General features: G+C 51.4%; 13 protein-coding genes. 1 reads left to right on the top strand and 12 read right to left on the bottom strand.

The annotated features are described in order from the left end of the window. Positions 1-131 precede the first annotated feature (131 nt). The 4 genes from L1F30_RS02005 to L1F30_RS01990 form a co-directional block, all read right to left on the bottom strand. On the bottom strand, positions 132-629 hold the full coding sequence (locus L1F30_RS02005; RefSeq protein WP_253358733.1) for a hypothetical protein: 498 nt from the start codon (positions 627-629) through the stop codon (positions 132-134). A 501-nt stretch (positions 630-1,130) separates the two neighbouring features. Then, entirely contained in the window at positions 1,131-1,586 is a 456-nt protein-coding gene (locus tag L1F30_RS02000; RefSeq protein WP_253358731.1) for a lysozyme inhibitor LprI family protein, read from the bottom strand. Positions 1,587-2,457: 871 nt separating this feature from the next. Then, complete coding sequence (locus L1F30_RS01995; RefSeq protein WP_253358729.1) at positions 2,458-2,739, bottom strand: hypothetical protein; 282 nt, start codon at positions 2,737-2,739, stop codon at positions 2,458-2,460. A gap of 855 nt (positions 2,740-3,594) precedes the next feature. Next, positions 3,595-5,835 carry a fatty acid desaturase gene (locus tag L1F30_RS01990; protein WP_253358727.1) on the bottom strand — a complete coding sequence of 747 codons (2,241 nt, stop codon included), beginning with the start codon at positions 5,833-5,835 and terminating at the stop codon, positions 3,595-3,597. A 113-nt stretch (positions 5,836-5,948) separates the two neighbouring features. Between L1F30_RS01990 and L1F30_RS01985 the strand changes: the two genes are divergently transcribed. Beyond that, positions 5,949-6,971, top strand: a complete 1,023-nt coding sequence (locus L1F30_RS01985) for an aldose epimerase family protein (RefSeq protein WP_253358725.1) — start codon at positions 5,949-5,951, stop codon at positions 6,969-6,971. Here the strand turns inward: L1F30_RS01985 and L1F30_RS01980 are convergent. The 8 genes from L1F30_RS01980 to L1F30_RS01945 all read right to left on the bottom strand — a co-directional run bounded on the left by L1F30_RS01980 (position 6,898) and on the right by L1F30_RS01945 (position 22,473). Further along, the gene (locus tag L1F30_RS01980) at positions 6,898-7,752 is read right to left on the bottom strand and encodes a sugar phosphate isomerase/epimerase (RefSeq protein ID WP_253358723.1); all 855 of its coding nucleotides are present in this window, start codon (positions 7,750-7,752) and stop codon (positions 6,898-6,900) included. The genes L1F30_RS01985 and L1F30_RS01980 overlap by 74 nt on opposite strands. Further along, the gene (locus tag L1F30_RS01975) at positions 7,752-10,292 is read right to left on the bottom strand and encodes a hypothetical protein (RefSeq protein ID WP_253358722.1); all 2,541 of its coding nucleotides are present in this window, start codon (positions 10,290-10,292) and stop codon (positions 7,752-7,754) included. Before L1F30_RS01975 ends, L1F30_RS01980 begins: the two co-directional genes overlap by 1 nt. 79 nt (positions 10,293-10,371) lie before the next feature. Continuing rightward, positions 10,372-13,470, bottom strand: coding sequence for a TonB-dependent receptor (locus tag L1F30_RS01970; RefSeq protein WP_253358720.1), 3,099 nt, complete (start codon positions 13,468-13,470; stop codon positions 10,372-10,374). Positions 13,471-13,785: 315 nt separating this feature from the next. After that, positions 13,786-17,130, bottom strand: a complete 3,345-nt coding sequence (locus L1F30_RS01965; protein ID WP_253358718.1) for a glycoside hydrolase family 38 C-terminal domain-containing protein — start codon at positions 17,128-17,130, stop codon at positions 13,786-13,788. Positions 17,131-17,337: 207 nt separating this feature from the next. Continuing rightward, a complete protein-coding gene (locus tag L1F30_RS01960) occupies positions 17,338-17,529 on the bottom strand; it encodes a hypothetical protein (protein ID WP_253358716.1) in 192 nt (63 codons plus the stop codon). 3 nt (positions 17,530-17,532) lie between these two features. Then, positions 17,533-18,954, bottom strand: coding sequence for a cytosine permease (locus L1F30_RS01955; protein WP_253358715.1), 1,422 nt, complete (start codon positions 18,952-18,954; stop codon positions 17,533-17,535). Between the two features lies 1 nt (position 18,955). Continuing rightward, positions 18,956-21,262 carry a GH92 family glycosyl hydrolase gene (locus L1F30_RS01950; RefSeq protein WP_253358713.1) on the bottom strand — a complete coding sequence of 769 codons (2,307 nt, stop codon included), beginning with the start codon at positions 21,260-21,262 and terminating at the stop codon, positions 18,956-18,958. A gap of 17 nt (positions 21,263-21,279) precedes the next feature. Continuing rightward, a complete protein-coding gene (locus L1F30_RS01945) occupies positions 21,280-22,473 on the bottom strand; it encodes an AGE family epimerase/isomerase (RefSeq protein ID WP_253358711.1) in 1,194 nt (397 codons plus the stop codon). Between the last annotated feature and the right edge of the window lies 1 nt (position 22,474).

Raw genomic sequence — 22,474 nt, 5'->3', positions numbered from 1 at the left:
TACTAGGTGCGCCACTAATCTCCGGATTTCGCTTTTCCGCATAACGCCGCCATAAAGGGCCGACTGGAGCGCAGCGTAAGGAGGTCCAGCGGAACGAAGTGGAGCGATTTTTGATGGCCTTGTTAAGGCATTTACCCATACGGCTCTGGCCAAACCAAAGCCCATTTATTGTTTTTCCATTGTATATCAGCATAGCTGCCACACTCCATGCAGAAAAACAGGGACAATTCATTTTCTTTTCCAAAGAATATAGCAAACCCTGGAGATTTCAGTTCAACAGTTAGAACCTGTTGAATTGTTTTGCTAACTGGATCAGATACAACAACGACATTCGCGTAGGGATACTTGCCAGATTTGTACCTTGCAACCCCTACAGACCAAAGCTCCTTTACCCCATCGTTGTTAAGATCTGATACCACTGAAAATTTACCGCCATTAATTTGGATTCCTTTACATTGTTCATGCGTGAAGTATCTATCACTTTCACACGTGTAGATCTCGACGGCACTAAATTCAGAGCCATATTTCTCAGTCTCGGATAGTGGCTCATAGACGTAATCAACCCACCAAGCCCTTGATACCGCAGCTAGAAGTAGTGGGATCGATAATATGAATATTGCTCGATTCATAGGTGCCTTAACGCCCGGTTTAGGGGCGGCCGGAGCGTCAGCGTAGGCCGTCCCAGCCGCGTTTTTTGCGGCGACCCTAGAACCGCTTGTTATGCGCGACCTAGTTACGCACCGCCCTTCGTTTATTTTGCCCAATTTACAGGCACATTATTCTTTAACCAACACCGCCAAAACCTGGCAGCGCAAGAAAAGCCCCTAATAAAGGTGGCCTTAAAACAATATTTTTTAAAAAGAGTTCTCTTTGACGCCAAACTTTTCTTGACTACGAAGTTACCAGCGATGGGCGCCACTAATCAATCTTGATTTTATCCGTACTACTTGGAGGCACCCTGCTTTGATGCCCTGCCGATCATCACTACGAAGTGCTTGTTGCACAACCAAACTCCGGATTTCGCTTTTCCGCATAACGCCCTGTTAAGGGGCAAATTGTAGTTGGCTAAAATGTGAAGCGAAGCGGAACCAGCCAACTGTAATTTGTCCCGCTTGAACAGCTTGTTATATTTACCCTTTGCCATTCTTTAAATAGTATTCGTGCATTACTGAACCAGAACAAACCTCACCCTCTGTACTACCCTTTAACCACTCTTTCAAAAAGGCAATTCGTTGAAGCGTAAGTCTTGTTTTATAACCAGAGTAACACATTGGAAAAACACTTCCGTAATACATGGGCTCATCTGCTTTTGGGTATTTCAAATCCAGATCTAACTCAAGTTGAGTTTCCCAGTTTTGTTGCGATTTCTCTAGGTTGGTTAAAAATTTCACCTCACCTTTATATAGCCTTCGAATCTCTTTAATTACTCGATGCATTTCGAACTCAGCTTTTTTGTAATCAATTCCTGCACATTGATTCATATCTCGCTGACTCATTGCCGTTTCAAGACAAGACGTTGTTTCTTCGGAATAAACATTGAGACTAAACAGTAAAGTAATTAATAAACTTATTCTGGTAATGACCACTGGACTTCCTTGGTAAATATAACGCCCGGTTTAGGGGCGGCCGGAGCGTCAGCGTAGGCCGTCCCAGCCGCACGTTTTTTGTGCGGTGACTAGAACCGCTTGTTATGCGCGACCTAGTTACGCACCGCCCTTTGTTTATTTTGCCCAACTTACAGGCCGATTATTCTTGAACCAACATCGCTAATACTTCGCAGTGCGAGAAAAACCCCTTAAGAAAACGGAGTTTACAACAATGTTTATTTCAAAGAGTTCGCTTTGACGCCAAACTTTTCTTGACTACGAAGTTACCAGCGATGGACGCCACTAATCAATCTTGATTTGATCCGTACTACTTGGAGGCACCCTACTTTGATGCCCTGCCGATCATCGCTACGAAGTGCTTGTTGCGCAACCAAACTCAGGATTTCGCTTTTCCGCATAACGCCCGGTTTAGGGGCGGCCGGAGCGTCAGCGTAGGCCGTCCCAGCCGCGTTTTTTGCGGCGACCCTAGAACCGCTTGTTATGCGCGACCTAGTTACGCACCGCCCTTTGTTAATATTAATTTACTTTTGGCCCACTATTTTTCTACCAACATTGCCACTACCTAGCAGAGCAAGAAAATACACTTAGAAAATGTGAGCATACAACACTATTTTCTTAGACTGATCTTTGGTACCAAGATTTTCTTGACTACGAAATTACCAACAATGGGCTAGCCTAATCAATTCCATTTGCATTCTTACTACTTTGAGCCACTTCACTTTGACACCGCGCTGATCATGACTACGAAGTAATTTGTTCGCCATCATTCTCAGTGTTTCGCTTTTCCGCATAACGCCCAAAGCAACCGCGCGCGCATTTTGCGCGTCGGCTTGCCTTTGCTTGTTAAGTATTATTTTGTTTTTTTCCAGTTTTTGCTACTGGTATGCCCGGCCAGTCCATGCATTACACTGCCCTGAAGCCTAACCTTGCTCCGCTTTTTATACTTTGGACATTTCATATTCAGCCTACTTGCTTTTTTTCTTAATCGAGCCACCAGTTTAGCTACATACCAATTTGTTTGGATGATATTAACTAGCTGCACCTTTGCATCTTTGTCTCCAGCAGAAATTTTCTTTGCTAATTCGTTGGCCTTCTTTGCTAGAAGCTTATCTTCTTCCGTCGGAATTTTCATTTCTACCGATATACTTAACGCCGCAAACAGGGGCGCGCGTTTAGCGCGTCCCGGCCGCAGGCCCTTGCTGCTTTGGCTTGTTATGCGAACCTGCTAGAACAACCTTGACCAGCTTTGAATTACGTAAAAAGGCCAGAAGGTAGAAAGCAGATACCCGCACTTTGATTAATTTGGCAGTGTACTAGCCCAACATGTGCGAAGCTGAAGTTGGGCGGGCAACGAAACTGCGTTGGTTTTGAGCGAACATACCGCAAGCAACTTGCGCAGCATGTTGATGGCCCTGAAACTGGCAGGAAATTTTAATACCGGCTCAGCCCAAGCTAACAAGTCCACCCAATATTATTCGTACTCTACCAGAGAAACGAGCGAACAAATCTCATCTGGACTTGCTCGATCTTCCACCTTCTCATTCGCTCTATTTCCGCATAACAGCTTATTCAATGGCGAGTCTAAATCTAGACGCACCGTGTCTATATATAGATCGTATATGTCCACATTTAGGCACCAACGATCGCGCTTCCAAATAATGCCACAACATTTTTCAAATGTGTCTATATTTGGCTGCTAATATGTCTACATATGGCACCTTATTGTCTAGATATGGCTAATGGCTAGCGCATGACCTTAACTGCAGTCCATATTTAGACATGCACAAAAATTAGCCAGCCATATATAGACTCGCATATTTATTTAGCCAAGCTGAACATACCCTCACCCCGCAACATAAAAGGCACTCCCCCCCTAAAGCGTTAGCCCAGAGCTATGCCCTTCTACCTGGCCGGCCATAAAAAAACCGCCCCAAGGGGCGGCTAAAACGAGGGCCGAGAGAAAACCCTAAGCATGAACACGAGGCATCTAGAATTCGTCGAAGGCTACCTGCTTATCTGGCACGCCATGCTTTTTCAGCATAGTGCGGGCAGCGGCCATCATTGGCGGGGGGCCGCAGAGGTAGTATTCAAATGCGCGCGAGTTGGCGGCACCTTTTAAAAATTGATCGTACATTGCCTGATGCACAAAACCGATGTTGAGCTGTTTATCTTCTTCATCTTGCGGCTCGGAAAGCACAAGGTTGAAGGTGAAGTTTTGGTGCTGTTTTGCCAGGTTTTCAAAGTATTCCCTGTACAGCGCTTCGTGACGATTACGTGCGCCATACCAAAAACTGATGGAGCGGGCGGTTTTTTCGGTTTCCAGCAAAAACGAAAGGTGCGATTTTAGTGGCGCCATACCGGCACCGCCCCCTAAGTAAACCATATCTGTGTTGGCAGGCTTGATTCGGAAATCACCCTGCGGGCCCATTGCCTCAACCACATCACCGGGTTTTAGGCTGTACATGTAAGCCGAGCCCACACCCAGGTGCATGGTCTGTTCGTCTGCGCCATTGAAAGCAAGCCGCACATTAAGCTTTAGGGTTTCATCTTTAACAGGGTTAGTTGCAAGCGAGTAATTTCTCATGCAGGGCTGCACATTGCAGGCCTTGGCGTGCGTTAAGCCTAGCGCCTCCCAGGTGGCGGCTTGCGATACGGTGGGCACTGCAAGATACAGGCTGCGCGCCTCATAGGCGGGTATGCACAGCCGCAGGTAGTCGCCCGGCTTATAGGTAAACTGCGGGGTAAGCTGTTCGGGCGCGAGCTCTATTTCACGAATAAAGGTAGACAAATTCTTAACTGCCACAACACGCAGCGCCCAACGTTTTATTGCATCTGTGCGGGGCAGCGGCCGGGTGTTTAAAAACAGCCCCTCTGCACGCGATTCTATGGCGTAGCGTTCAAGTGCCACGCACGCCGGTGCACGCCTGGCGCTGCCATCGTGCACATTAAAGCGGCCGTTGTGCTTTGGGCATTCGATTTCATCACCCAGCACTAAGCCATTGGCCAGATGTGCATTGCCGTGGGTACATATGCCTTCTGTGGCGGCAAGCTCGCCATTGGCGGTGCGGTATACGGCAAAGGTATGGCCGCCCACATCTACGCGCATAACGTCTTCAGGGGCAAGTGTGCGGGCTTCGCTGATGTCCACAAAGCCTTGCGCATCTGCAGCTTTTACCGATGCAGTTGCACGCTCATAGGTGGCATCTGAATTTGGCAGCGGGCGTTCTATGTAAAACGCCGGATCTTTCGCTTGGCGGCGCCACGCAGTAATAATTTCTTTCCAGGCAGCCCACAGGCCCGGGTAGGCTGGCGGGCAATCGTCTTTAATAAGGGCATGCAATTTTGGCAGCGCGTGGTAGGGCACCAATGGGTACATGTGGTGCTCTACATGGTAATTCATGTTCCAGTAGAGAAAACGGTTAAGGAAATTCATGTACACCGTACGGCTGTTGCGGCGATGGTCTGTTACATCTTCAGCAAGCCCTGCATGTTGGGTGTAGCCGTAAATGCTGATCAGCCATGAACCAAATACGGTAGGCATGCCCACGTACATCAGCGGCAACAAGCTTTGGCCAGCCACTGCCAGGGCAATCACGCTGCAATAAATCAGCAGGTAAATACGCGCCTTCCAGTGAATTTTTGGCCACTCGCTTTCAGGTACATAGGTGGCTGCTTGCGAATCGCGCCCGCCAAACGCATGTAACACAATGCGCTTGGCTTCGGCCCACATGGCTTGCGGCTTAAAAAAAGACAACACCATTTGCCACAGGCTTACCGGGCGCGGGCTCGCAATTTCCGGATCGCGCCCCACGATGATGGTATCTGTGTGGTGGCGCACGTGGCTCCAGCGCCATGTGGTGGATTCACGAAATACCAGAAACGAGGAAATTTCGTAAACCAGGATGTTAAGCCAATCAGATTTAAAGGCTGTGCCGTGGCTGCACTCGTGCCAACGGGAGTCTGAAACAGATGCATAGAGCACCGCATAAACCAGAAAAGGCAGCGGGAACCACGCCGTACCCCAGGTGGCATACATGGCGTAACCTGAGGCGCCAAGCAGCGCAAACCAAATGCATGTATCGCGCAGGGCAGGCCAATTGCGGCGCACCAGCAGTGCGCGCATGGCGGCTTTGTTTACCGGGCTTTGATACCAGCGTGCATCAGCAAGGCCACGCTGTTGCGCGTGCGCGCCCTCTGGGCCTGTGAGACGATAATCCCGCGGCTGCATTGCCTGCCCCCCCCTACGTAAGCGGCCGAACGGTAGCGGCGCTTACAAATCATTATTAGTCATTTGCGATCATGATAATTATAATTTCAATCAATAACAACAGGAAGTTAGCAATGACAGCCACAAAATTTTGCTCGCAATCCACCCCCCTTGGAAGCCTGCCCGGTTATCACACACTAGAGCACGGGCGGCTCCGGGCCGAAGTAAGTGCTCACGGCGCGCGCTTGTTGCAGCTCTACTTCGACGATCAACCCCTACTGCTTGCCTACCCCAGTGCAGCGCTTTGGCTTGAAGATATCTACGCGGTAAATGCTGTATGCGGGCGGGTTGCCAACCGCATTGGTGGCGCTACATTCAGTTTGGGGGGGCGCCAATATGCGCTTTCACGCAATTTAGGTGAACACACATTGCACGGCGGCGCGCGCAATTTCAGCAACCAAAGTTGGGCCACCGCAGAGCGCGGGGCGTGCGAGGCCGGGTTTGAAATTCACTCGCCCGATGGCGATCAGGGCTTTCCGGGGCGGGTTCATGCGCAAGTGCACTACGCGCTGCTTGAAGGCAATCAAATGCGCATCACCTTGAGTGCCACCACCGATGCCACCACACCCATAGATCTCACCCATCACGCTTACTTCACGCTTGGCGAGCCCGACTGCCGCAACCTGCGATTAAGCCTGCGCGCACAGGAGGTGCTGGAGAAACACGCAGACTTACCCACCGGCAAGGCACTGCCATTAAATGAATTGAACTTGAGTTTTGATCACAACATCGGCCAGCACATCGAGCGCTGGCGCCAAAAAAAGCGGGTAGATGCACACGGTTTTGATCATTACTTCCCGCTAGCCAAAAGCGAGCAATGCGGGTTGCCAAAGGCGCAACTGCAGCCAGCGGCGGTGCTGCTTGGCAATAAGCTGAAAATGACACTACACACCAACCAGCCCGGCATATTGTTATACACCGCAGGCCATTTGAGCGGAGAATTCAGCCCGTTTAGCGGCGTGTGCCTGGAGGCCCAAGGCTACCCCAACGCCGTAAACCGGCCTGAATTTCCAAGCCCGCTGGTTAGCCCCGGGCAGCGCTACCAACGGGAGATTTTGCTAACGTTTGCTGAACGCGAGCACGCACACGGCGCATAATATCTACATTTTGCGCCCACTGATTTGCAATGGGCGCACCCGTTGCAGGGTTGGGCAGCATATAGGGCGCAGGCCCAAACTCGGCGGTGAAAGTCAGTAACCTTTGCCCACGGGCAAGGGCTGCTTGTGCAATGGCCACCCACCAGCCAAGGTGCCGCTCAAGGGCTTCGGCATATTCTGGCAACCCGGTAGCTACCACCTGCGCACCCTGGCTGTGGCCCACACGGCAATGCACGTGAAAACTCCGCGCAATGGCTGCATTCACAGCCTCTTGCTGGTCTTCCAATAATGATTCGGCCACACAGCACCAATGGCTGAAATCTGCCGTTAACTGCAAGCCGGGCATGGCCTGTAAAAATTGCTGAGTAACATGGGCCGCAAAGTTAAAGCGGCCCCGGTGTGTTTCATGATAAATGGGCAAACCCAGCGATTGCGATAAGGCTTCGGCCGCGTCCAACAGCGCTTTATTTTGTTCGAAGCTGAAGTGATCGCGCCCGGAGTGGGAGTTAACAAACAATGGGCCAGTTTCTGCAAGCTGCGATAAGCGCGCCAAGTAGGCGCGCTGGTGCTCGGTAAAATCTGTGGTTAGCGTGTCCCAATGCTGCGCCACAAAAACGAGGTTGTAGTGCTTTATGGCCGCTACCATCTCTGCACATTGAACAGGATCTTTCGGAAACGCCACTTCAACGCCTTCATACCCCGCGTGCTTTGCATTGGCCAAAAAGGTTTCAAAGGGCAGCTGCTCAGAACCCCACAAGGGGCACAGGAAGGCGATGTCCATTATTCGGCTCCCCGCGCCAACAAGGGCGATAAGTCTGCGGCTACCACTCCTGCACCACGGGTGCTGTGCACCAGCCAGGGCTTGCCCTTTATCCAGCGCACCTCCCCTTCATTTACGCGCGTATAGCCGTGGCGATTGGCGCCAGTGCCGGCCACATTTGTCACCCGCACATCCGAAAGGTTGTTGAGGTTCAATTCAAGGGCATACACACCAATGCTGTTGCGAATAGAACCCACCGGCACAATTAACCAGTTTTCAAGCCCCGCAAAGCCACCCATAAAGGGCATGAGCGGATCATTGCGTGGGTAGGCCGGGGTTTCGAAGAAGCTCGGCACACCGGCCTTTCGCATTGCGGCTCTATCCAGCACTGTGTGCCAGGTTTTGCCTTCATCAGCACTCACATATGTATTGTGGCTGGCATCGGCCGGGGTTTGCGCGGCCACTGCCAAAAGCGTTTTGCCCTGATGCTGCCAGGCGTGCACGTCTTCAATTAGCCCCGTGAAGGTTTGCACCTTTTCCACCTGGCCATTTTGGTAGCGGTACAAGCTGCTCGCCGTGGGGTAGAAAATGGTATTTTCTTTTAGCGGGTGTGCAACCAGCGCAGTTTTCGGGAGTTCAACCTCGCCCAAATCCAATTGCCTGAAACCTGCACCGTCACCACGCAACAAGGCGCCCACATCGTCGCAAACATAAATGCCGCGGCCTTTGAAACCAACAAACAGGCGCCCCGGCGATTGGCTGTCGGCAGCCATAGCCCATATGCGGTAATCCCAGGCATCCGGGTGGCCGTGCACGCGCAACGCCTCTGGCACCGAGGGCAAGCCGTTGGCATTTTCACTGCCCTCTCCGTTCCACTCTGCAATGCCGCCGGCCAGATGCACCCACGTATCTTTGGGCGAGTGATGCACCAGCGCTTTGGCATAAAGCCCCATGGGTATGTCGCTTGCGCCATAGCCGTAACCCGTGCCCAACACCACAATGGGCGGGTCTGTTTCAAGAATTTCTACAGATTTAGAGGCCGTAATTTGCGGAATCGGGCGCAGATCGCGAATCCAGCTTTTACCGTAATCCCAACTTTCATGCAGGCCCTGATCACTGAGCGCGGCAACAAAATAGTTTTTACTGGTTGCAAAATCACCGTTGTAGGTATTTACGAAACCACGATTGGCCCAGGTAGTATGGGGAGCGGCGCCGTTATTTTCGGTTACGGGCGTTTGGTAAAGCATGGTTTCAGCGCCCTGCTTTGGAAACCCCGGTGCAGTTATATCCAGCAGGCTAATACCGTGGCCGTTTTCAAGAATAATTTCGTTGTTGCGGCCCCAGGCAATGGGTACGAAATCGAAGCTGTCTACCTGAACATAATTATCTGAACCCTGGGTGGTACCCCACCCTTTTTTACCGCCCTCGTAATAGATGCGCTGCCAATTGCCGCGCGATGGCACACCTTGGCTTACATCAAAGGTTGAGTAAAAAAGCGAGCTGTTGTGGTGTTTCATGGTTTTACCCATAAGCAGCCTCACGGTGTTTGCCAGCCCGAACTCAGCACTTTGGCTGCGCGGGTCTACCTTCAGGCGTGCGTAGCGCTGGCCCGGGTTGGTATAGGTTTCGCCATCAAACTCCACCCGGGTTTCACCGGGCTGCGCCAAGCGTTCGGGCTCACCTTTGCGGTTAGGTTGGTACAATTGATCAACCTGCACCCAAGTGGGCGTACCGTTGGCCAAGGCCTTAGCGCGGGTAGTAAACACCGTTGAGATTTTTTCATCTTTGGCAAAAATGGCAAAGGCAAAATCACCGGCCGGAGAGAGTGCAAAACCCAACGCGGCACTAAAGCCCTCGGGTGCGGCAACCGCCGCCCATTGTTTGCCGCCATCACGCGAGTGATACAAGCCGCGCTCGGTGGCCAAATAAACGAGATCGTGAACAGAATCGAACACCAAGTCCCAGGCGTTTTTTTCTTTTAGCAACGCCTGATCGTAATAGTGCTTAGTAAATGTTTTACCGCTATCAGTTGATACAAACACGAGCCCTGGGTGTTTTTCTCCTGTTGCGTATTCAGGTACCTGCTTGGGCTGGTCATTGAGGTCGGTAATGTCTGGCGAACTTAGCGCCATCACTATGTGGCTCGAATTATTCGGGTTAACGCCAATAAGCTGCACGGGGTAAGTGAGCGTTTCAGCAATTGCGTTCCAGGTTTCACCCGCATCATCAGACAAAAGCGCCATGCGATGGGTTCCCAAATACAGGCGATCAGGGTTAGTTGGGTCGCTCGCAAGGCCAAATACATTCAGTTGCGCAAGGTCTTCCGCCAGCAGCGAGTAGTGCTTGCCGCCATCATCCGTTCGGTACAAGCCCTCCATATCGCTCATTACGTAAAAGCGATCTTTTACCGCAGGATCCAAATAGATGCTTTGAATTTCACCACCTCCGCCAGGCGCCCAGTATTGCCAATCTAGCGCAACGATTCGCGCCTGATCATCTTTACAGCTCGCCAATAAAACGCCACCTACTACCAGTAGCATTACTACTTTAAGAAACCGCACTATAGAATTCCGTCAAAAACCAAAGAAAAAAGCCCTCTATACAGAGGGCTTATTGAGCATCAATTTACAATGAATCAAATTAGAGCTGGTAACGAGCGCCCAATGTCCAACGCGCACCCGTTTCAGCATGATTCAGAATTAGGTGGTCAGCACGACCAACGCTCACATTAGCTTCATTAAGGATGTTTACACCTTGCAGGAACACCTGTGCATTATCGTTGATATCGTAGCTTAAGTTCAGGTCTAGCGTACCGAACGCGCGATCGTACACCGGCTCCTGAAGACCAAACGATTGGTTGTGGCTCTTGAGGAACTTGTCACGCCAGTTGTAGGCCAAGCGGGCAGAAACACCGTGTTTTTCATAGAAGCCAACAAGGTTGGCGGTATCGCTTACACCAACCAGCGCGTTCGAGCCGCTCAAGTCCTCATTTTTGTAGCTGTAATCGGAATCTACAATGGTGTAGTTAGCAATCACACCAAAACCAGACTCGCCAAACAGGTGCTGAACGTTGAATTCCCAACCAGCAACACCATTTACTAGGTCACCATTGCTAGGAACGTTTACACGGAATTCCATCGCAGGGTCACGTGCAACATCACCCAGCACAGATTGACTGCTGCTATCAACGCCTGGGAAGCCAGCACGGTTGGCAATAATCCAATCGAAGATTTCCTGAGTGGATGTCATACCTGCCGCCATTGCTTCTTGTGCATACTGACCATCGCTTGGCTGGTACACGCCATCAAGGATGGTGTTGACGTTGGTGTTTCCACCAACGAAGTTGGTGATCTTTTTGTCGAAGTAGGCAATAGATGCGTAGCTGTCGTCGCTGTAGTACCACTCAGCAGACACATCGTAGTTCTCAGACTCCAGTGGCTCAAGACCTGGGTTACCGGAGCTGCCGTTACCAATGCCAGGGTTTTGCTTGGCACCAATACGTACACCACCTTTCAGCACACCGTAGTTAGGGCGCGCAATTGATTCACTATATGCAGCACGTACAATGATGTTTTCGGTAACATTTACGTTCAGGTTGAAGCTTGGCAAACCGTAGCTGTATTCACCAGTACGTGAACCCAGGCCAATAATGGCGTTACCATCTGAATCCAATTGAGGAATTAGCTCTACCTGGCTGTATGTACTCCATACACTACCACCCCACTGCTGAATTGCGGAGGCAGATTCAACAGTAGTTTCTTCGTAGCGATAGCCTAGGTGCATATCGAAAGGCATGCTCAATACTTCGCTTGACCAATTCCACTGTACAAACGCAACATTGGTAACTTCCTCAACTTCTTGCAGGTTACCCTGTGCGTATTTGTTAGAAGCACAGAAAACCGTAGCGCACGAACCTAGAGAAGGTGCTGCTGAATCTAGACCACCTGCAGGGATGTGTTGACCCCAAACAGGGTTACCAGAAAGGAAGGCATACATGTCACGCAAATCAAACTTCAACGCACTTGCATAGAGGCTGTCTTTTGTCAGTGTATGAGAAGAAACAACGTTGCCGTTGTTATCATAGTCGTTCAGGGTATTCCCGTTGGGCAACTGCTGGGCAATTGTTTCAAAATCACCGTAATCTGCATCAAAGCGGTTCATGAAGTTGAATGCTTCAAAACCTTCAAAGGCTGCAAAGTCACCTACAAACTGTTCGTAGTACTTACGTTTACGTTCAACGCGGATGTCACCCGTGCCGTAACTCACCTGGTTGTACTGCAAACCAAAGTCAAAGCTGTGCTCTTCATTTAATGACCAGGTGCCGTCAAACTTGGCCTGAGTCACTTCAGATTCATCAAAACGGCTTTCAATGAAGTGGTTCAGTGGCACAACGTCAGCTGGATTTACGTTGGGATTATTCAAGTACACAGCGGGAATGTCGCCAGTGTAGTCAACACCCACTGCCTGACGGGTAAGAGCTGCCATTTCAATTGCCGCGCGCGAACCCATGGTACCGCCAGTTGGCGTGATGTCGGACTTTGAAGTATTCGCGTCAAAGCCTAGAACCAAACTATCATTTACATCCCACTCAACATTCAAGCCGAAGGCTTGCAATTCATTCTGCACGTTATCTTCTTGCGCGTAGAAAGTGGTTTCACCAAAACCAGCATTCGGCCGGACTTCACCGTAAACCAAAGGTGCCTTGATGGTGTCGTCGCTCCAAACTGCAGTAGAGTTTCGGCCAGCCCAGTCATACCAAATTGATGCGCGATTGGTGTGAGTCTGCACATCTTTTTTAAAGTAGTTATAATCAACAGTAGTTGTGATGTTGTCGCTTGGGCGCCACTGAAAAACCACCTGGCCGTTCAAACGCTCGTGCTCTTGTTCAACAGCATTGAATGCCGCCATACGGCCCAGCGCGTATAGTTCACCATCCTGAGGCTTGTTTACCTGGTAGTCATTGTCTACAGCACTTTCAGAGTTCATCCAGCCAAAGCCAGGACGCGCGCCCTCACCCCAGATGTTAGACATCCAGAACACTTCTTCTTTGGCTTCGCTGCGACCGTTCTGCCGCTCCTGGTAGTTCAAAGATACAGCCACACCAAACTTGTCGTCATCAAAGGTGGTTGAGTAGATACCTGCAATTTCTGGCGTGATACTGGCATCATCTGCAGAATTGTCAGAAATACCTTTACCCACCAACACCAAACGCTCACCTGGCTCATTCAGCGGACGCAGGGTTTTAACATTGACAGTCGCGCCCATGCCACCGGTTTCACGCTCAGCAGCAGAGGTTTTGTATACCTCAATGCCGCGAATCATGTCTGCAGAAATGGTAGAGAAATCGAAGCTGCGGTTGCCAGCAGCCGAAGCCAACTGACGACCATTCAACTGCACTAGGTTAAATGCTGGGCCAAGGCCACGTACGGTGATGCTGCTGCCTTCACCGTCTTTTCGGTCGATAGACACACCCGTGATGCGCTGCAGTGATTCCGCCAGGTTAGAGTCGGGGAATTTACCCATGTCTTCTGCAGAAATGGCGTCGGTAATGCCCATAGAGTCGCGTTTGATATCCGCAGACTGCATTAAGCTGCGACGAATACCAACAACTTCAATTACTTCAAGTGCAGATTCATCTTCAGGCGCTTCCTGCGCAAGCGCATAGCCGGAGGTGCCAGCCATAGCCGCAATGATAGCGGTGGATAGGAGGGTGCGATTAAACGCATTGTGTTTCAGCATATCTCTTACCTTTAGTTATTTTAAATGCTCTAACTTGTGACTGCTGCCTTTGTCCTGCCTTCTCTGCTCTCAGAAGCGTTCACCCAAAAAGCAACATGCAGCCATTATGAATCATATAAAATCAATTGCAATCATTTTTAGAAATGTGATTTTAGCCTTTAGCTCGCTGTTACCAAAAGTGTCAAAATCAGTGTAATAGTGCTTATCTTCAAGTACTTAGGCATTTTGACCCCCCCCTTTATTTGACTGGTTGACCAAGTTTTTATAGGCGCCAATTTTGATATTGGCGCCTTCAATTACCTTCAAGCATCATATTCAATCATTAACAATCAGCGTTTTGATTTCAAAGGGCGTAAACAGGTTCGCACTATCGTTTTGAGGCACTTCATTCATCGTGATAACCGATGCCCCAGCCGGCCCCTGCCAGGAGGTGCGCCGGTTTTGGGTTTCATAAAGGCGCAATACTGTTCCCTGGCCGGATTCAGCCCGCTTGATTGTGGGAAATAAAATGTTACCGGGCAGATCTGTAATCAGCGGTGCAGGTAAGCCCACCCCAGGCTCGGTGGCGGCTTGATTGGGGTGCACAACCAGCGGGTGATTAAACGCCTTGGCCTCGGTAATTACATCGCTGGCAGCCAGATCACCTTCGTGGGGCAAAATTGCAAAACTGAAGTTCATGCCGCCGGCATCGCCACTGCCATCCAGGCTCCAGTTGAGGTCTTTCATTTCCTGGTAGTCGTGCTTGCGTTGGCCCCAGGCGATGTTCATGCGCAGGCCGCCGGATTTAAGGTTATAGGCGTAGCGCGTGCGGTTAATGAGTGCTACACCGTAACCGGCCTCGGATACATCGGCCCATTCATGCACTGCGATAGGGGTTTGGATGTGATCGTGAGGGCCAAAGTTGCTGCGTGCCATGGGCACGTAGCCAAAGGGAATGCCGTAATTGGCAACTCGGGCATTGAGGTTAAGCGGGAAATCCACTTCAAGCCTGTGTTGCTCTCGCCAGTCGAGCTGTGTATCAAATTGTAACTTGCGAGAATTGTGCCCAAGCCACACGCGCTGCTCTATGCGGCTCTCACCTACTTTCCAATTCAGGGTAAGGCCTGCACGCAGGTTATCTGAAAATACGTCAGAAACCTTTGCTTTGGCACTGAAAGGATCGTCAGTTACGGTGGCGTGATCTACCCGTATAAACTGGTTCCACACGCGCCCCGCCGGCACCAGCTCGCGTGCTTGAGCTTTATCGTAATAAGAGCTTATTTGCCCAGACTTGTTAAAAGTGATTTTAACCAGTGCGTTTTCCAGGCTGTATTTTTTTGCAACCAGGCCAGAATCTGCAGGTTTTTTTGCGGCTTTCTGCAGTACCTTGTTGTGTAAAGCCAGATGCATAAACTGTTGCGGCCCAAGTTTTGGCAAATCGGCCCAGAGATTACCTTCTGCATCAGGGGCCGTGGAAATTTGCACACCGCCTGCATCTACAAGTACTTTGTTGCCCGTATCAACCTTACCCAAATTCACAAGCCCGCCTGCCACAGAGGGTGCCGGGTTGTAGATCACAAGGCCCGCCTCTTTAAGGCCTGCCTCTGCCACAATGTGCTTTAGCGCGCTGTCGCGCATGCCCCTCACCGATTGCTCAAGCCCGGTTAAATCGCGCGCTGCGCGCGCCAATACTTCGGGCACCGCCATGCCGGTAACTATGTCGTGAAAATGATTTAGCAGCAGCGTCTTCCAGGATTTCTCAAGCGCATCTGCCGGGTAGGGGTAGCCACTTTTTCCGGCATAAACCGCCAGCGCTTCGGCTTCCTGCAGGCGCTGCTCTACGTCGCGGTTGGCCGCCTTAATACCGTTGGCCATCATAAAGGTGCGCTGAATCCAGTCGCGCGGCAAAATTCTGCCATCGTAAACGGGGAATTTATCTCGGGCCTGGTTTTGTTCCTGCACATACCCGTAGAGGGTTGTCCACTCCACCTGCGGGAACCCCGGCAGGCCGGTTACGCGGCGGATCAACTCAACATGATCTTCCGTTCCACCGGCACCGCCATCGCCCCAGCCAACCAGTAGCAGTTGTTGCTTGGTGTCTTCCTTATTTTTAAATTGCTCCCAGGTGCCTGCCAGCCGGCGTGGCCCGGCATCGGGTGCGTTATAGGTGGTGATACGTTCGCCATCTTCAACGGGGCGCTTGTGAATCGCCTCTTCATAGGGGTATTCCCAGGCGGGCGTGGTCAGGCTGTTTACCAACAGCTCGCTGCCATCAAGCCCCCGCCAGCGATAAATACTGCTGTCTATTTCTGGGGTATTGGTGCGCATGGCAATCAGGCTATCCAGGCCGAAGCTGTTAACCACCTGCGGGAAAAACGGCGGGTAGCCGAAGGTATCCGGTAAAAACAGGGTGTTTTTTTCAACGCCCAGGGTGTTTTTGTAGTAATCCAACCCGTACAAAAACTGCCGCACCACACTTTCACCGCCAGGCAAGTTGAGATCGGTTTCCACATAGGTTGCACCGTTTGCGATCCACTGACCGGCTTTGATTTTGGCTTTAATGCGCTCAAATACTTCTGGGTAGAGCGCCTGAATTCGCTCATAGTGAAAAGGCGTGGTAAATACGTAACGGTACTCGGGAAAGCGATCCATCAAGTAGAGGTTGTTAAGTGCAAGCCGCAGCAATTTGTCGTCTGTGTGATCGAGCGTCCAGCGCCAGGCGCTGTCCAGGTGGCCATGCAAAAGTACACGCAGGCGCTCTTCATTTTTTGGCAAGCTGGCAAGCTCGGCAAAGCCTTTATCCAACAGCGCTATTGCCGCTTTTAATTGCTGGCGATACACAGGCGTGTGGGGCGTTTCAAGATTTACCTGCGCGACCACCTTGTCTATGAGAGGGCGAATACGGCTGCCTGCCTCGGATTGATCCGATAAAATGCTGCCTGCCTCAACCAACACGCGCATTTTCCAGTAGAGGTCATCCGCTAGCGGGTCGCGCTCTACCACGGCCACTTGGCGGTAGCCGCGTGGGCTCTCAAATACGCCAAAGCTTTTCATGGTGATACGCTGGGGGCCACTTGTGGTCACAAGTTTATCGAGCGACCAATAAAAGTGTTTGCGCTGCAGTGCAGCCTTTGGCTCGCCGTTAATATAAATGGTGGTTTCCGGCCAGCCGGGCACGCTCATGTCCATGGGCTTCAGGGTAAAGAATCGCTCCCACCCCGTGGCAGATGGTGCAAGCTCGGGCAATGTAAATTCATAACCAATTTGCGAGTGGCGCCCCCCCACCAATTCACCGGGCGAGGCCTTTACAGCATCAGCCGGTAGCCCCTGGGTAATGAAAGCATCGCGCCACTCATCTACCCTTGCGATGGCATCGAGCTCCCACACGGTTTTGTGGCGCAGCCGCCCAAGGCGCTCCAAAAACAATATTTCGTGGGGCTGAAAATACATGTAGGGCATAACATGCCCATCCAGTGCCATGTGGCCCCCTTCGAGCGCCAGGTGATCACCTTCTGCAGCACGGCGAATGTAATCGCGCGTAACCTCTGGCACAGGTACATACTGGGGCGCGCGGGCATCTTGCGCGGTAGCGGCAATGCTTGCTGATGCAGCGCTGGCAACTGCCAAGGCAAGTGCCAGGCGGCGCGGTACAGACTGAACAAAAATTGATGTGATTTTCATGGTGCTCTCACGCTCACTGATTATTGTTTTGGCGTAACAGGCCGGGGCTTTGTCTGCGGCTTTCATATTTTAGGCCTTTACATTTTTAAGCCGTGTATCATTGATTGGCCCAGCGCTAAAGGGGCGCTTAAGAAATCTGCAACGGCAGGCTTTAAAGTAAACAGCAGCCTAAGCCTGAAAACCGGTAGACTTTTAAAGACGCCTGCGTTATTCAGCGCCCTCCACAGGCTTTTTGTTAATCCAAAAAGGTGCCGTTGCAATCCAGATTAACGTACCGGCCAGCGCCCACGATTTGAATTCATCAAGCGTAAGCTGCTGGTAGAACACCAGCAGGGCACTGATCAAAATACAGGCAAGGCCAGAATAAGAAAAAAGCTTTAAGGGTAGTAAACGGTTCATATTTCAGGCCTCCACTTGCAGCGTTGCGGTACTTGCTTGCAGCCCGTTTTGCATCAATTTTGCAAAGCCCACATACAACACGCCCGCAATAAGCCAGGCAGGCAACGCCATAAAGAAAAAGAAGTCCGCCTGGAATGCCAGATAAAGCCCATAGCTCACCGCGATTGAAAGCACCCACGCAAGCGCTACGGCGTAATTGAATTTAAGCTTTCGGAAATCGGCAAAGTTTTGCACCAACCCAAGCCTTGGAAACAACCAGACATCGGCCAATACCATCGCACCAACCGGTGCCGCCACCAATGCATAAAAGCCTAAAAATTGATCGAGCTTGGAAATAATCCACGGGAAGCACGCAAGCGCGGTTGCCAAGAGGCCAATGCCCAGTGTGATTTTCCAGCGTTTGGAGTTCGGAAACAGGGCCTGCACGGCAATGCCTGCGCGATAGACCGTGGGGTTGGCGGTAGTCCAGCCTGCAATCAGTACGCAAATGCCACCTGCAATACCAATACTCATTACCGCAATTTCACCGGAGCTTGGGTTATTGTTGCCCGCCTGAATGGCCACAGCACATAAAATGCCCGAGGCAACCCACGCCATAAAGTGGCCGATAAACATACCCGCCGCAGAGGCAATGCCGTAGTGCGGTTTTTTGGCGTAGCGGTAGATCGTCATATCAGACAAACCGATATGCATTGCGCTGTTACATAGCCAGGCAAAAATTAATACATGCCAAAAACCGTACTTGGATTGGCCCTCAACGGGAATGCCTGTCCAGATTTTGGTTTCGGCAATGGTCCAGAAGTCTGACCACTGGGTTAACCCCAGCTGGGGCAACATTGCTATCCCCGCCCCAAGAAAAATAAACGGCATCCAGGGGGCGAAAATCAGCGAGAACTTACTAACGAAGTCATAACCCCAGGTAGACACCAGCGCCATTACAGTGCCAATAACAAACACTATTGCCATGGCCTCAAGGCTGCCCGGCATCAGATCTGTGAGCCCGGGCATATCCACACCCAGCATGTAGCCAATGGCCGTGCCGGATACGCCAATCATGGCGGCCGCGGCCACGCAAAATAGCAGCCCGTTTAATACATTAAATATACTGACCAAATTAAACCCGGCTATTTTTTCCAACTGGTAATAGATGGTAAGCCGGGTTTTAACGGCCGTGGGTGCGCACAGGCACACCCAGCTTAGCGTGGCGAGAATGTTGCCTACAAGCAAACCCCAAAACAGATCGCTCCAGGCCGTGCCGTGCAAAACAAACAACGGCCCTATAACAAATTCTGTTCCGGCGATGTGCTCGCCCGATACAAGGCCAAGAAAACTCTTAAAGCCTTTAACCTTTTTTTCTGGTACCGGTTCACGTTCGTATTCATTCACCGCATCCAGATTTTCAGACAACCTTTCTGCCACGCTCATATCACTTAACCTCGCGGTAGAGTGATGAAGTGAGCGACATTGCGCCACCCTTTACGATGGTATCGTGGCTCAACTGGAAGGCTGCGTGCGCCTGGCCATTAACCTTTTTGCTGTTGATGTAACGGTGCGTATCTTCAAAGTTTTCCACAACAATGGAAAAACTTTCACCCGGGTAATAGTTTTGGTCAAGGGCGATATCTACCCGTGCAAAACTTGGCAGCGCTAGCTGGTAGCTGGGCTCGCCCACCAAATCCGGATAGAAGCCCATCATGGCAAACACTAACCAGGCAGACAAGGTGCCGGCGTCATCGTTGCCGGGAATACCCCAGGGCGAGGTGGTGAAGTACTTATCAACGGCGTAGCGCACTTCTTCCTGGGTGCGGTATTCCTTACCGGCCACATAGTTGTACAGGAAGGGGTACTGGATATCTGGCTCGTTGGTCATGTCGAAATAAAATTCGTCAAAACTTTCATCCAGGCGCGTAATAAACTGCTCTTCACCCATGATATCAATCAGGCCTGGCATATCGTGTGGCACAAAGAACAGGTATTGCCATGCAGTACCTTCTACGTAGCCGGCGCCGCCGCTCATTTTCCAGCGGATATCCCAGTGGCGATCGAGCGGATCAAACGGCGTCATCCAGGAGCCGTCTTTATTGCGCGGGCGCAAAAATCCGGTTTCTTCATCGTAGAGTTTTTTGTAGCTTAGGCTTTGCTCATGAAATGCCTTGGCATCTTCGGTTTTACCCAATGCCTCGGCCATTTTGGCGATGTTCCAATCCGCCAGGTTGTATTCCAGGGTGGTTGAAACCGTGCCCCATACAATGCCGTTGAACCAACCGAAATCTTTGCCTTCACCGCCGCGATCATCCTGCGGGATGTAACCCAGCTCACGGTAGTGCTTCAAACCCGGGCGCATGTGGTTAAAGGGCTCGGTTTGGGTTGCCGCTTTTACCATGGCGCCGTAAACGGCTTCTGCGTCAAAGTCGGTCAAGCCTTTGCGGTAGCTGTCTACTACTACCGGCACTGCCGGGTCGCCCACCATGGTGGCCGCCTCCATTCCCAATAGTTCCCACTTTGGTAGCCAGCCACTGTCGTGCACCATATCCGCCATGGATTTCAACATGTCGGTTTGCTGCTTGGGGTGGGTTAACGTGATCAACGGGTGCACTGTGCGGTAGGTATCCCACAGGCTGAAGGTGGAATAGCGGGTGAACCCCTCGGCCTTGCGAACGGTTTTCCCGTCCATACCCAGGTATTCGCCGTTCACATCATTGTAGGTCTGCGGCATGATCAGTGAGTGGTAAAACGCGGTATAAAACTTGGTATTGTTCTCGCTGGTGCCACCTTTAACCTTTACAACAGACAGCTCTTTTTCCCAGGCGGCTTTAGCATTTTTGCGAATTTCGGCAAAGGATTTATTGCCTTGTTCCACCTTCAGGTTTTCGCGTGCGTTTTCAACCGACACAAATGAGATGCCTACACGCAATTCAATTTCAGTGGGCTCTGCGAACTCGTAACTTAAGTGCACACCTTCATAGTTACCGCCATCAACGCGCTTGGCTTCTTTTAAGAACTCCGGCGATTCGAACTTCTCAAAGCTGGCTGCAGGCTTGCTGAACTCGGCTGCGAAAAATATTTTCCGCATTTGGCCTGCATCACAGAAGTTACCTTCTGCCTGAAAACCTTCAACGCGGTTTTCGCTCACATGGGTAATCGTGCCGCCTTTGGTTTCACCTTGGTTGAGCGCCAAATCAAAAATAAAGTTGGTTTGGCCAGCTGGCAGCTGGTAGCGGCTAATGCCCGAGCGGGTTGTGGCCGACATTTCAGCCAGCACGCCAAAGGTATCTAAAAATACGCGGTAGTAACCTGGCTCGGCCATTTCGCGCGAGTATCGGCTACGGGTATCCTGTTGGCCAAGCAACAGCTCGCCTGTGGTGACTTTTACAGGCAGCGCGCCCGAACTTGGGCAGCCCACGCCTGAAAGCTGCATATGGCCAAAACCATAAATGTAGGGCTCACCAAAAACATAGGCTGCAGAGTTTTTACGGTTACTGAAGTCAATATTTTGCGGAACAACCGAGGCCATACCCCAAGGCAGTACTGCGCCCGGGTAAGTATTGCCTTCATTGGCGGTTCCGATGAACGGGTCTACCCACTGGGTAACACCGGCAGCCGCCTGCACTTCAGCGCTGGGCTTAGCCCCTTGTTTGATTTCTGCTTTATCGGCGCCACAAGCGCCAAGCAGCAAGCTGCCGGTTGCAAGCAACAAGGCCGCCGGTTTTATTATGTAGTTCGAGCGAAGCATGTTATTTCCTCTGCTAGCTATTTATTCAAAGTCTGAAGCACTTGCCAGCAAGCACCCAGTGTGTGGTAGTCGCACTTGGCGCCAGCGGCGCTTTTAATGTTTGACAGGGGCTTGTTGTCGGCCGACAACACGCGGTACCAGGCGCCGTGCTTGTGATCGATCATGTGATCCCAGCTGTAACGCCAGAGCGCATCGTATTTTTCCCAGTAGGATTCCTCGCCCAGGGCTTTTGCCAACATGGCAGCCGCAGCAAAGGATTCCGCCTGCACCCAGAAATATTTTTCGTCATCACAAATGCGCCCGTCTGGCGCGTGGCCGTAGTAGAGGCCGCCGCGCTCGGCATCCCAGCAGTTTTCCCAGGCGGCATCGAAGAGTGCGCGTGCACGATCCAGCATCCATTGTTCCGGGCGGAATTGGTGTAGGGTAAGTAAAAGCTTGGTCCACTCGGTTTGATGGCCGGGCTGAAAGCCCCAGGGCTTGTACAAATTTTTCGGATCGTCTTTGTTGAATTCCCAATCCGGCTCAAGGCTCGATGTGAAATGTTCCCAGATCAGGCCATTGCCTTTTGCCGCCAGCTCAACGGCCACGGTTTTTGCCAATAGATAGGCACGATCCAGATACAGTGCATCACCTGTGGCTTCATAGGCCATCAGCAAGGCCTCACAGCAATGCATATTGGCGTTTTGACCGCGGTAGTCGCTCACCTCAGACCAGTCGGGGCTGGCTTCATCGGCATAGAGATTGTGAGCGGGTACCCAAAAGCGCGACTCCATAATTTCCCAGGTGTGAGCAATGCCTTGCGCTGCACCTTCAATGCCGCGCATGTGGGCGCTGGCATAGCCCAACATGACAAACGCCAAGCCGTAGCATTGATTGGTTTGATCGACGGGCGAGTTATTTTCCAACACCCACTGATAGCCGTTACGCGCGGCATCCCAATGATGTTGCTTGACGTAATCCAACCCCCGTACTGCGCGCGCTAAATACGCATCGCGCCCGAAGGCAGCGAACGCCGTGCAATAGTTAAACACCATGCGTGTTGAACTTACGAGCTGCTTGCGGCCCGGCTCGAATACCGTGCCGTCATCATAAAAATTTTGGTGAAATCCACCCTGTACGGCGTCGTCTACATTGGGCTCGTAAAAATCCAGGATGGATTGCATGTGGTCGCGCAAAAACGCGGCGCTTCGGAAATTCGGGTAGTCGGCCATA

It is taken from the genome of Simiduia sp. 21SJ11W-1, assembly GCF_024138675.1.
Classification (GTDB): Bacteria; Pseudomonadota; Gammaproteobacteria; order Pseudomonadales; family Cellvibrionaceae; genus Simiduia.
The sequence above is the reverse complement of the archived record's forward strand: the minus strand, read 5'-3'. Positions and strand labels throughout refer to the sequence as shown.